The organism is uncultured Gemella sp., assembly GCF_963537375.1.
Taxonomy (GTDB): domain Bacteria; phylum Bacillota; class Bacilli; order Staphylococcales; family Gemellaceae; genus Gemella.
The window spans coordinates 19,364-31,826 of the sequence record NZ_CAUTDQ010000023.1; the positions used below are offsets into that span (position 1 = coordinate 19,364).

The 12,463-nt window shown below is 30.1% G+C and carries 18 protein-coding genes; 8 read left to right on the forward strand and 10 right to left on the reverse strand.

Features of this window, described 5'->3' with window-relative positions:
• Positions 1–343 precede the first annotated feature (343 nt).
• The 10 genes from RYK99_RS05730 to tadA all read right to left on the reverse strand — a co-directional run bounded on the left by RYK99_RS05730 (position 344) and on the right by tadA (position 8,537).
• The gene (locus RYK99_RS05730) at positions 344–730 is read right to left on the reverse strand and encodes a hypothetical protein (RefSeq protein ID WP_314990898.1); all 387 of its coding nucleotides are present in this window, start codon (positions 728–730) and stop codon (positions 344–346) included.
• A 78-nt stretch (positions 731–808) separates the two neighbouring features.
• The gene (locus RYK99_RS05735) at positions 809–1,474 is read right to left on the reverse strand and encodes an HAD family phosphatase (protein WP_314990901.1); all 666 of its coding nucleotides are present in this window, start codon (positions 1,472–1,474) and stop codon (positions 809–811) included.
• 191 nt (positions 1,475–1,665) lie between these two features.
• Entirely contained in the window at positions 1,666–2,316 is a 651-nt protein-coding gene (locus RYK99_RS05740) for a nitroreductase family protein (RefSeq protein WP_314990904.1), read from the reverse strand.
• 128 nt (positions 2,317–2,444) lie between these two features.
• Positions 2,445–3,626 (reverse strand): CapA family protein, encoded by a 1,182-nt coding sequence (locus RYK99_RS05745; protein WP_314990906.1) that lies wholly within the window; start codon positions 3,624–3,626, stop codon positions 2,445–2,447.
• Positions 3,627–3,785: 159 nt separating this feature from the next.
• On the reverse strand, positions 3,786–4,460 hold the full coding sequence (locus RYK99_RS05750) for a hypothetical protein (protein ID WP_314990908.1): 675 nt from the start codon (positions 4,458–4,460) through the stop codon (positions 3,786–3,788).
• Between the two features lie 27 nt (positions 4,461–4,487).
• Entirely contained in the window at positions 4,488–5,378 is an 891-nt protein-coding gene (dprA, locus tag RYK99_RS05755) for a DNA-processing protein DprA (protein ID WP_314990909.1), read from the reverse strand.
• Between the two features lie 12 nt (positions 5,379–5,390).
• A complete protein-coding gene (locus tag RYK99_RS05760) occupies positions 5,391–6,437 on the reverse strand; it encodes a competence protein CoiA family protein (protein WP_314990910.1) in 1,047 nt (348 codons plus the stop codon).
• Between the two features lie 71 nt (positions 6,438–6,508).
• Positions 6,509–6,790: a hypothetical protein gene (locus tag RYK99_RS05765; protein WP_314990912.1), complete on the reverse strand. Its 282-nt coding sequence runs from the start codon at positions 6,788–6,790 to the stop codon at positions 6,509–6,511.
• 42 nt (positions 6,791–6,832) lie between these two features.
• The gene (locus tag RYK99_RS05770; protein WP_314990913.1) at positions 6,833–7,648 is read right to left on the reverse strand and encodes a methyltransferase domain-containing protein; all 816 of its coding nucleotides are present in this window, start codon (positions 7,646–7,648) and stop codon (positions 6,833–6,835) included.
• Positions 7,649–8,069: 421 nt separating this feature from the next.
• Complete coding sequence (tadA, locus tag RYK99_RS05775) at positions 8,070–8,537, reverse strand: tRNA adenosine(34) deaminase TadA (protein WP_314990915.1); 468 nt, start codon at positions 8,535–8,537, stop codon at positions 8,070–8,072.
• A 245-nt stretch (positions 8,538–8,782) separates the two neighbouring features.
• On the opposite strand from tadA, the gene RYK99_RS05780 reads away from it, so the two are divergent.
• The 8 genes from RYK99_RS05780 to RYK99_RS05815 all read left to right on the forward strand — a co-directional run bounded on the left by RYK99_RS05780 (position 8,783) and on the right by RYK99_RS05815 (position 12,142).
• Entirely contained in the window at positions 8,783–9,202 is a 420-nt protein-coding gene (locus RYK99_RS05780) for a hypothetical protein (protein WP_314990917.1), read from the forward strand.
• A gap of 58 nt (positions 9,203–9,260) precedes the next feature.
• On the forward strand, positions 9,261–9,389 hold the full coding sequence (locus RYK99_RS05785) for a hypothetical protein (RefSeq protein ID WP_314990919.1): 129 nt from the start codon (positions 9,261–9,263) through the stop codon (positions 9,387–9,389).
• Between the two features lie 249 nt (positions 9,390–9,638).
• Positions 9,639–9,872, forward strand: coding sequence for a response regulator (locus tag RYK99_RS05790; protein ID WP_314990921.1), 234 nt, complete (start codon positions 9,639–9,641; stop codon positions 9,870–9,872).
• Between the two features lie 107 nt (positions 9,873–9,979).
• Positions 9,980–10,240 carry a winged helix-turn-helix domain-containing protein gene (locus RYK99_RS05795; protein ID WP_314990923.1) on the forward strand — a complete coding sequence of 87 codons (261 nt, stop codon included), beginning with the start codon at positions 9,980–9,982 and terminating at the stop codon, positions 10,238–10,240.
• Positions 10,241–10,306: 66 nt separating this feature from the next.
• A complete protein-coding gene (locus RYK99_RS05800) occupies positions 10,307–11,236 on the forward strand; it encodes a HAMP domain-containing sensor histidine kinase (protein ID WP_314990925.1) in 930 nt (309 codons plus the stop codon).
• A gap of 383 nt (positions 11,237–11,619) precedes the next feature.
• Positions 11,620–11,796 carry a class IIb bacteriocin, lactobin A/cerein 7B family gene (locus RYK99_RS05805; RefSeq protein WP_314990927.1) on the forward strand — a complete coding sequence of 59 codons (177 nt, stop codon included), beginning with the start codon at positions 11,620–11,622 and terminating at the stop codon, positions 11,794–11,796.
• Positions 11,797–11,798: 2 nt separating this feature from the next.
• The gene (locus RYK99_RS05810) at positions 11,799–11,975 is read left to right on the forward strand and encodes a hypothetical protein (RefSeq protein WP_314990928.1); all 177 of its coding nucleotides are present in this window, start codon (positions 11,799–11,801) and stop codon (positions 11,973–11,975) included.
• 32 nt (positions 11,976–12,007) lie between these two features.
• A complete protein-coding gene (locus RYK99_RS05815; protein WP_314990930.1) occupies positions 12,008–12,142 on the forward strand; it encodes a hypothetical protein in 135 nt (44 codons plus the stop codon).
• Positions 12,143–12,463: the final 321 nt, after the last annotated feature.

Genomic DNA, 12,463 nt, shown 5'->3' on the forward strand with positions numbered 1-12,463 from the left:
TACATTTATTCGCTGCCATCTAGTAGCAACTTCTCCACGAAAGTTCTCCAGCACGCCATGCCATGGCAAAGCGGCCGGGCGTGTCAGTAACCTTTCGCTTCAACGCAAGTCTTTTGCAAGACCAACATTTATTATTATACATGGTAAAAGCATATATTGCAAGTATTTTAACAAAAAATTTTTAAAAAAATTTATGAATATGTTTTCTATTTTTTACTTTCTTTTTAACCTTTAATTTACTTTCTAATTTTATCTATATTATATAGAAGAAAAAATTTATTTTTCTTTAGAATAATTAAAAATACTTAGAGTTTTTGCACCCTAAGTATTTTTAATTTCTAATTTATTTCAAAGGTAAAATATTATATTGAATTTCTAAGTCTGAAGACAATAAATGTGAAACTTTACAACGAAGTTTAATATTATCTAATACCCCTTGTCTATCTCCTGCAGTAAGTTGTTCCTCAGTTCGATCTACATGAACATTAGCTACAATTTTTTTATTATCATAATCTACAACTAGTTCAGTTTCAATTGCTAGATCTACTAATTCATATGCTCTGAAGAAATATCCTTTAGCACACATACTAACACATCCATTGTATGCAGTAGCAAATAAATCCATAGGACCATCTTTACTTTCTTCTATAAACATTTTATATTCTCCACCAAGTGGTGTAGTTGCGTATGAAGTAAAACCTTCTTTAATTTTTAAATTAGACGTATACATAACAGTCTCCCTTTGTATATATGATTTTAAGATTACTCTTAATAAGTTTATTATACTCTTACACTAAATATTTGTACACTATTTTTTCTCGACAATGTTTTTTATAGTTTCCACTAAATCTACATCTTTGTATTTATAATTAACACCATCGAAATCCATATATTTAGTAATATCATTTGTCTGAAGTATTAATGTTGCACCTGAAGCAGCAGCTCCTAACGCTCCCGGTCGTGAATCTTCAACTGCAATTGTATTATTAATATCTGCACCTAGTTTTTTTGCCGCTAGTAAATAAATATCTGGTGCAGGTTTAGGATTCTTCACTTCTTCTTTCGTTGCAATTTCTGAGATATATTTCTCAAAACCTTTTCTTTGAAGTCCTGTCTCAATATGTTCTCTCTTCCCATTTGAAGCAACAGCCATCTTTATTCCATGATTATATAGATACTCCATTACCTCAGCAATCCCTGGTAATACTGGTGCATTGTGATAATTATCTAATATACGCTTTGTAATCTCTGCCTCAAATTTATCATAATCTTCACTAGACATCCCATATGTATCATTATAATATTTTCTACTCGTTTCTTCATTCGTTCCAGAAACGTTTTTTATATAGTCCATCTTATCTAACTTTTCATTTAACACTTCTTTTGTTAAATCACGCATATTTTCATAGTAAACTTTCTCTGTATCTACTATCGTTCCATCAAAATCAAAAATAACCGCCTCTAGTTTTTCCACTTTATTTCTCCTTTTATTATTTATACATATATTTACTATTTTATAATGTAACTAACAAAATTCAAAATAATTTGGACAAAAAAGAGCACCATAACCACAAATAATTATGATTAAGCACTCTTTCTGTGTATTTTTATTTATCTAAGTTTAACTTTAGCACACCAAACATTAGTTGCCTCAGTTGAGAACTATTATTCAAATCTTACAAGATTCCCTGCCTTCATTCTTACAGTTGGTCTTGCATCTTTTTCTTTTTTACCTAGAGCTATTAGCATCACAGGAATTAAGTTTTCTTCTAATTCAAATAATTCAGCTACTTTTTCTCTAATAAATCCGCCAATAATATTAGTGTCGTATCCTTTAGCATAAGCAATGTTTGCGAACTGCATAGTCCACAATCCACAATCAAAATATACACCTTCTCTATTTTTATCAATTGGCAAGTTTTCTAATTGAGGTCCCATTCCTTTTTCAAAACCATCTTTTACCTCTTCAGTCATATAACCTTTTTCGACAGCTTCTCCATAAATTTCATCAAATTTACTATAGTTATTTAAATCACCTAAGACTATAATCATAGCAGCTGATGTATCATTTTGAATCTTATTATAATTAGCACTTCCTAATTTTTCTTTTCCTTCCGGTGTATCTACAACAATGTATCTCCAAGGTTGTAAATTGCATGATGATGGAGCAAGATTAGCTTCATTCAACATTTCTATTATTTCTTCACGTTTAATTTTGACATTCGGATCAAAATACTTAACTGATTTTCTTCCTTTTATCACTTCAAAAAACTCTGGCCTTTTCTTACCTAATAGAGTACCAAAAAATTTCCTCACTAGATTTCCTCCTTCTTCAAGTAATTAACTCAATAATTTTACTATACTTGAGAATTATTATCAAACAAAAGGCTCTAACAGAAATAATTTATAAAAATCATTATTTGCTACACGCTCCATATAGCATTCTATTCCCATTTTAAATTAACATGTTCTGTTATTTCTTTATATGAGATATCTACTTTTTCCTTCATCTTATCATCAAGCTGATCTCTAAGTTTTCCACCATTAATGAAATCTTCTAATACCATAATTTTATAGTCATACAACGGAGCTCCATTTATATTTCTACCGTTTAGTTTAGAATAAACTAGTGTTGGATGAGCTTTTACAGTTTTAACTGTAGTTTTATCTTTTGATTTTTCGAATGTAACATCCATCAATAAACCTCTCTCCGGCCACTTATTTTCCATTCTTTCCATACGTTGGTTAGAAACAAAGTTCCCCATTGAGTATATTATAAATTTCTTATCTCCATCTTTTTCTAGAGTCTCAGCAGGCTCTATAACATGAGGATGTCCTCCAAATACTACATCAGCACCCCATTCTATCATTTTGTGATAAAGAGCTTTTTGTTCTTCTGTAGGTTCTAACTTATACTCGACTCCCATCTGAGGCATCACTACTGTAACATCCGCTTCTTTCTCAGCTCTTTGGATTTCTTCTTTCATCTTCTCTTCATCAAGGTCCGATAAATGGTTATTTCTATCCTCCGCAGTTAAATTAGCATCCATTCCATTATAACCATAAGCATAGGCTAAAATCGCTATTTTAATTCCATTAACTTCCTTAATAAGGATTCTATCTTCCGAACGTTTTTTATCAGCGTGAACTCCAACAGTATCAAGACCTCTATCTTTAAAAACTTTATCCGTATACTTCAACCCATACAAACCTGTATCCAATATATGGTTATGAGCTAAATCAACAACATCATACCCTACTTCTTTCATTGTATCTGCAATTTGAACAGGAGCATTAAACAATGGATATCCTCCTAGTGGAGAACGATCACTAATAGTACCTTCGAAGTCACCTATCGCAAGGTCAGCCCCTTCAATCCAAGGCTTAACATATTCAAAAAATGGATTGAAATCATAACTTCCATCTTCCTTTTTAGCAGTATAGTACAAGGCATCATGAATAAGGATATCCCCATTAGCTACCACTCGCGCAGTTTTCACACCCGAGTCACTTTCCTTTTTTTGAGTTCCCCCTTCTTTATCCGATGCTGTTAAAAAATAAATACACGAAAAAATAATACCGCTAATACTCAGCACCCCTAATAAATATACTAATACTTTCCTCAATATAATATTCCTCCTAATTAAATACTTTATCTATCTATAATAACAAGTAGCCAATAATATTTCAATCAGCTACTTGCCTTATATAATTATTTTATATCTTAATAATGTGTTCCTCTTACATATTATTAAACTTTCCATTATAAAATATGTCATTATTCTCTATTTCCCTAATAATATATCCAAGATCATCTGCGGTTTAGTAACCATAAGAAGATGATCCGACTCCTCTATTTGTGTATAATTCATCCCTACTAACTTGAAGTAAGAAAAAACTGAAAGTTTATTAAAAATATTTCTACTTCTTTTTAATAGTTCTAAATTATCTACCCCCGCATATAAAGATAAGTAATTATACTCTATTTGCGAGTTCGGCCTTACCATATATTCACTACCTTCTTTTTTGAGTTTTCTTAGAATTAACTCCACTAAAAACTCATCTTGCATCTCTTCTACACTAAGTATCTTTGATAGATATTCTTCTTTACTAGTGAACTTTATCTCTGGTTCAAAATATGTTTTTAACACCGATTCAGGAGGTATAGGTTCCAAGCCCTCGATGATAATCAAATTAACACCATCAAGGTACTCACTAAAAATCTCTAAACCGTTAAGTAAAACGACCGTACCGTAAGAAGCAGCAACTATAAAGCCCCCTCTTCTTACTTTTGTCATTTTATTTAATAGTACCTTCTCAATTTCTTTTTTTGATATAGATTTAAAACTCTCTTCGGTAAATTCAATAAAATCAAAGGTTTGGTCTGGCATATTTTCTAAGACTCTCGCCCAAATACATCTATCCCAACCTAGTGGATTAATAAATAAGATATCTGTCATATTAATTCATCCTCTCAAATATCTACACTAAAATCCTAATTCGTTACCAAAATCCTCTAATTTATTTACAAGTATCGCCCCCTCTTTAATGTATTCATTCATAGCATAACTCATCTTATCGTCGAATTTCCCCGGTAGGCAGAATACATCAGAGCCTACATCCAAAGCAAAATCCACCGTCCTTTGCGTTCCACTTCTTCTTGCCGCTTCCGTTACTAATAATGCACTAGAAAGACCAGCGACAATCCTATTTCTTTCTAAAAATTTATATTTTCTTATAGGCGAAGTTGGAAAATACTCAGATATAATAAGATGGTTTCGTTCTAATTCCTTATAAAGTTTATAACTTTTTTCCGGATAAATAATATTGTGCCCATGAGCTATTACACCGATGGTGTATCCCTTACTTTTTAGAGCGCCCTCATGAGCAAGACTATCGACACCAGTCGCAAGGCCACTAACTATAACAAAATTATTCATAGTCAAATATGGTACTATGCTTTCTAAGGCATCTTTTGAATACGCGGTATTATTTCTACTTCCTACTATAGATATCTTCCTTCTAAATAGAAGCAAATCTTTATTTCCCCTGTAAAATATAACAAATGGATAATCATAAATCCTAAATAATTCTTTCGGATAATAAATATCATCACAAAACATATACTTTACATTATAAAACTCAAAATAATCCTCAAAATCAAACTCCATATTATTATGAAGTTTAGTATAAACCTCCTCAGCATTATCACCAAAATATACAGCTAACTCTGGTATAGATAATTCGAGAATTTTTTCTATACTATTTAAATCCTTAAAAACTCTATGCAACTTGAGTGTTGTAATTCTCTCAATCGCTATTAACGAAAGTAATACCTTTTTTTCTTTTTCTGTAAAACTACCTTTATACTCCCCCATAGTTTTATCCTCTTACTTCTCATTCTCAACCAATAAAGCATAGTACGCTTTGAATACTTTTAAGAAAATCTCTCCTTGTTGAACATTATTAATATAAATACTATCTTTAAACTCTATAATATTACTCATTATTCTTATAAGTTCAGAATAACTCTTACCTTCTTTATAGAATCTATACATCAACCCTTGCCAATAGACAAGTGGGGTTCTAATAAGAACTTGTTCCAACATATTCACACCTATTACTTCAGGTATATTATTCAACTCTATATGTTGATTATAAAACATACTCAAAACTTTATTTTTTACAGTTTTATCATATTTTATTTGTTCGTAGACATAGTTTTCAACATCCTCTGGATATAACTTAGACGTTAAATCTTTATCCAGCAGTTTCAAATCAAGTGGTACATCAAACTCATCAATGCTCAAACTAGTTTTTATACAAACAGCATTTCGTTTTTTCAAATTATGAGCCCAAATTTGGTAAAATTCAAATTTTTTATTTATATTATCCCAGCCGTAAAAGAATACTTTCCCTTGATAATAATTTAAAAAATTATCGATGAATGGCGCATATCTAATATAACTTATACCATCATAACTCTTCAATTCTTTTATAAATTTGTTTGTATCAATTAACCAGATTAATTTTAATCCGGCTTTCATATATCCTCTCGTTCTTGCCTTAATAAGTTCAAAAGGAATAACCGATCTTTGATATTCAAAAGCGATACTATTATCTTTAATAAATACATCAGCTATCTGAATATCATTTTCCCCTGTTTTAAAAATATGTTCGACTTCCACATTACGATATCTTTTTCTAAAATGTTCATAAAGATCCTTCTTCGCTTCAAGGTGTTCATTACTCTCTTTTTTATAAGTCTCAAACTCGCACGAACAATTTTTTGCATGTGCAAAATGCGACTGAATCTTTACTCCCTTTTTAAAAATTACTCTTCCCCCACATATAGGACAATGATACTCTCTATTTTTTTCTATATCTTTATCCAATGCATTAAAAACTTCATCCTTACTATCGTATGCCACGTACATAATGTTTCTCCTCTTTTTTCCTGTACTACACTTACAAACTATAACTAACGTCTACTTATTCAATTGTCAATTTACTTTAATACCCTATATCTTCTATAGGTTGCATCACCTTCTTCTATTTCAACAAACTTATCTAGATTTACCCAGCTTATTTCATCTTTATGGTTATCACTATCCACTAGATATACTTTGTCATCTTTTTTACATAAATAATAATTTGTCTGACGAATACTAGCTTCTCTCATAAGATATGTATTTTCATCCTTTATAGAAAAATCAAGACAACTTGTTGTCCATGGTTTTTTTACATATTTTTTTACTTCAACAACTTGATCGTATTTTGCAAGATTCATACTTCTATCCTCCTTCACAATTTTCCTTTTTTGCAACTTGATCTACTTTTTACAAACTAAAAGCTCTAAATCTATCGTGATTTCTTTTAATCTACTAATATCCGAATCTGTAATTTCTTTAGAAAATGTTAAAGGTGTCATCTTCAGAAAACTTGCAGCTTGTTCCTTAGTCAATTGGAATGTATCATTTACAGTTAATCTTTCTACGATGGTACAATTTTCCTCAATCAATTTTACAGTATCGCTATTAGTATATTCCTTCCCACCGATCAACTCTCTAATCTCTCTTAAGTAATTTGCGTTTGGAATAACCTTTATCAAATATCCTTCATCGCCTAACACTCTAAAAAACTCCTCATAATTGGCAGGAGTTAATATATTAAGAATGCATGAGACACTTCCGTCTTTAAACGTAAGATTAGCTAAGTTAGCCACCATATAAGGATTCAATTTATCCTCTTTAACAGCTAACTCTATCGCATCTTTACTATTATCCAAACCATAAAAATATTTCTCAGGAAATACTGTTTTCAATTTCTTAATATAATATCCTTCTCCACAACCAATATCCAACACAACATCTTTAGCATACTTTTCAATCAAATTTTGAATATTCTTTAATACATTTTCATAAAAACCATTACTAAAGACTTTGCTACGAGCTTTAAATAAATCCTCACTGTATTTCGTCGGTTTATAATTATTTATCAGATGAATATAGCCTTTTTTTGAAAAATCATAACGATGATTTTCATTACAAACAAGACTGATACCCTCTATGTGAGATTCTGATAAACACTTTGGACAAAGGTATATTTCCTCTTGATTAAACTTTTTTATTACATTTTCTATTTTCATTAAAACGCCTCTATACTTTCTAAGTTAATTGTATCAAATTTTATTTAATAATGGTAGCAAAAAACGACTTAAATATTAGAAAATTTCATCTTTTTCAGTTTCTTTCTAAAGTTTATTTTTATTAAGTAATTACCGATTCCATCCCACTATTTTAAAATAAAAAATGACGACATCTCCTAATAAAATGTTTTTATCGTCATTATATTTATATATTAATATTTTTTATTATTTTATATGGAAACGACTCAAAAATCACGATTTCAGAAAAATCGACTTTATCGAGTTACCCTCACAAAATTTATTAGATATCTAAAAATCTTCTATAAACCGAATTTACATATCAATACCCTATTACACCTATGTGATTTAATATAAACTTTTATAAAATTTAAGATCTTTGGACTAACCATAATATATTAAATCACTGTTTCTTTTTCTTTTCCCTAAGTTCTTTAAAAAAGTTTTTCATAAGCATCGAACACTCTTCTTCTAACACTCCTGAAATAACTTCTGCCTGATGATTAAACTTGTTCTCACCTACTAGATCAATGCAACTCCCACAGCACCCGTATTTAGGATCACTTGCACCATAAATAACATTTTCAACTCTAGCTTGGACAATAGCTCCACTGCACATAACGCACGGTTCTACCGTAGTATATAAATAACTATTATCCAGTCTCCAAAAACCTTGTTTTTCACACGCTTCTTTTATAGCTAACATCTCCGCATGATTTAAAGCCTGTTGATGCTCCTCACGAGTATTGTGAGCTTTTGCAATAACCTCACCATCAGCAACCAACACAGCACCAATCGGAACTTCTCCTTTAGCATACGCTCTCCGCGCTTCTTCTAGCGCCATCTCCATATAATAAGAATGATCTTTCACACCACTACATCCTTCCACAAATTCTTTTTCAATTAATTATATCATATATAGGAATTATTAGGGGTAAAAAGAGATAGTATAGAAATTGTTTTATCATCTGAATTTCAAAAAGTCAACCTCTCTATAATTCTACTTTCTAATATCTGTGAATGAAAAGTGATAATATCTTAAATAGAGAAAAGGGAAAATGTCCCAATGCAATAAAAATATATTATAATAAAATCATAATATTCGGAGGAAATAAAATGACAGATGTTATCACAAAACAACGTGCGGCTTCTCTTCTCAATATAACTGAAAAACAAATTAATCGGTTAATAAAAGTGGCTGAAACAGAAAGGGCTACTGGTTTTATTCATAAAAACACTGGCATCTCACCTAGTAATAAAATCCCTGATTCTATCAAACATCAAATAGTCTCTTGGTATAAAGATACTTACTATGATTTTTCTTTCTCACATTTTTGTGAAATACTTCATGATGAAAAAAATATTAAAATTAGTCGAACTTCTGTAGCTAAAATCTTATTTGATGCTGATATTGTCTCTCCTAAAGCTACTAAAAAAATTAAAGCTTTAATGAAACGTAGAATTAAACAAAAGAATACTCCTTCTATTCACTCTACTCAAAGGGATAAACTCTACTTCTATAGAAACTATCCATGATTTATCTAATGTTCATCCTAGTAGACCTAGAAAAAAATATTTTGGAGAACTTCTTCAAATGGATGCGAGTATTCATAAATGGTTCGACAATAAAACAACTTCTCTTCATATCGCTATCGATGATTCTACTGGTATGATTGTCGGTGCTTACTTTGATGAACAGGAGACTCTAAAAATATATATCTAAAATTGATAATTCGATAGCTAAAGGTGATTTCGATAATCTTTAGTATAGTCAAAAAGAATGATTAAAATAAGGCTTCGCCTTTTTTATCATTCTCTTTTGGCTCATCCAAGCGATAGCGCGGAAGGGCTTCTACATATTTTTATTTTTAAGGATTTTTTTTCTCTATTTTTAATTGATAATTTAGGACATTTTCCCTTTTGCTTGACAGGAAGCTACTATATATATAAATAAAGTAAGGAGTGTTGAGAAATGAGACTATTACTAGCAGAAGATGAAAGAGACTTAGCAGATGCTCTAGAAGCGATGCTAAAGCATAATAATTATTCGATAGATACAGTTGATAATGGTCAGGATGCATTAGATTATCCGGTGCTTGATGACTATGATGGAGCTATATTGGATGTTATGATGCCGAAGATGGATGGAGTAACAGTAGTTAAAAAATTGAGAGAAAATAAAAAAATACATCTGTACTACTATTAACGACGAAATCAGAAGTAGAAGATAAAGTATATGGTCTTGACAGCGGGGCTGACGATTATTTAACAAAACCATTTGTTATTAAAGAATTACTAGCACGTGTAAGAGCTATGACAAGAAGACAGGCAACATTTACGAGTAATGTTCTTGAATTAGGAAATATTAGTTTGAGTAAATATACTTTCGAGTTATCTACTGATAAAGATAAAGTAAGACTATCAAATAAAGAATATCAAATGATGGAAATGCTAATGCGTAATCCGGGGAATGTTATTCAAACAGAACAATTTCTAGAAAGAATTTGGGGTTATGATAGTGATTCAGAGATTAATGTAGTTTGGGTTAACATTTCTTACTTAAGAAAAAACTGAAAGCATTAGATGCTAATATTCAAATTAAAGCAACTAGAAATGTTGGATATACATTGGAGATAGTCTATGTTCAAGCGTCTTAGAAGAAAATTTGTTGCTTCAGCAGTAATTAGTGGTGCAGTAGTTATAACCTTAATGGCAGTAACTCTAAATTTTATTAACTATTATAAGTTGGAGCAACGAATAGATAAAACACTACATGAAACGGCAAAATCACAAACATTAGTTGCCCTGTTCAAAGAAGGTGCAGAAAATGATTTAGTGATAACTAAAAATACATCTAGCACTACTGATTCAACAGGTTTTTCTGTAGCGAAAGTAAATTCTGAAGGGAAGATCGAAAATTCTTATCGAGATGATGCTTTGATTTCGTCGCAGAAAGATTTGCAAAGTTATATTGATAAAATATATACTAATGGACAAGAGAGTGGTTTTATAGGAAGTTATCGATATTTAAAAGCAGAAACTAAGACTGGAAATGTTATATTGTTTTTAAATTGTCAAAGAGACTTAGAGCCTTATTATTCATTTGTTAGAAATACAATAATCATATCTTCTATAGTTATCTTATCTGTACTTATAATTATTGTAATGGTATCAAAAAAAGTAATAGCACCAATCCAACAGAGTTATGTAAAGCAAAAGCAATTTATTACAGATGCTAGTCATGAATTAAAAACACCATTAGCTATTATTAGTTCCAATACCGATGTATTAGAATTTGAGCATGGCAATTCTAAATGGACTAAAAATATTCAAAATCAAGTAGAACGTCTAACTAGTCTTGTTAATAGCTTAGTCGCTTTTAGTAGAATGGAAGAAAAAGATACAGTAGAAAGAGTGAAGTTCGACTTGACAAATACGTTAAAATCTCGTATAAATGATTTTAATGAATTAGCTAATTTCCAAAAGAAATTCATTGCTACAGATATTGACAGTAATCTTTATTATAACGGAGATCAACAAGCAATAATTCAACTAATAAAGCTAATGTAAAAAAAGGAGATTTACGAAAAGTATTCGATAGATTTTATCGTTTAGATGAATCAAGAAATAGCCACGTTAAAGGATACGGTATTGGTTTATCTATGGCTCAAGTAATTGCTGAAAAACATAAAGAAGTAATAAAAGCTTATGCTCCAGAAGATGGAATTTTCAGTATAGAAACGCGTTTTATGCTAGATGAGAAGAAATAATATAAAAAGTAAAACTGATTTTAAAAAAGTTTTTAAGTCAGTTTTATTTTTTAAGATAAAATTTAAAAAATTGACCGTTCAAGTAAAAAAATTGACCATTTAGGAAAAAAACAACAAAAAATATTTAAATAGTCTATAATAAAAAGTGTAAGCTTACAGAATAAAGTTTAAGGAGAATACTACATGAAATTAGTACAAATAAATACAGATGAATTAGAAAAAATAAATGGAGGAGCGATTCCAGCAATTATATTACGCGGATTAGCTATATATGGAACAACAGAAGCGGTATTTGGTTTATATGATAGGGTAAAATTAGCATATAATAGTTATAGAAATGGATATTATGGAGGAAGATAGAAATGAATAAGGGAACAAAAATTTACAGATTATCAGAAAAAGAACTTTTGGATATTTCAGGAGGGGAAGGGAGTTTTGATAATTTTATCGTATGGTTTTTTACAGGATTAGGAAATATTGATAGAATGCATGATGATAGATGTGCTACTCATGGCTATAGATTTTGTCAACCAGTATAAGAAAAGAAGTGAATAATATGTATGATAGGATAGTGATTAAATATAAAAAATCTGTAACAATATTACTTGTTATAGGAATTATCGTAACTTTAGCAAGTCTAATGGATAAGGTAGAACTAGCTTATTCGAGTTATAAGACGGGTTATTATACAGAGAAAGTTAAGTAAATATATAATTTTATAGCTATAAAATAAGGTATTAGTAACTCTATAAAAGAAAATAATATTAAAAGTAAAGAGTCTAAGATAGGGGATATTTCAGATATTATGTGAAATATATCCTTGAAAATCTTATTTGCTACAGCAATAAAAAATAAAGTAAAGTATATTTAAGAATTTTAAATGTAGATTAAATGAATTATAAAAGTTTTAATAAATAATATAAAAGTAAGAGTAAGAGGGAGTGTGAATAAAACTCTGTAAATTCTTTATGTGGTTGTATACTAAATCCGGGGCATGGAAAAAATTCCAGCCCCGGATTTCTATTTT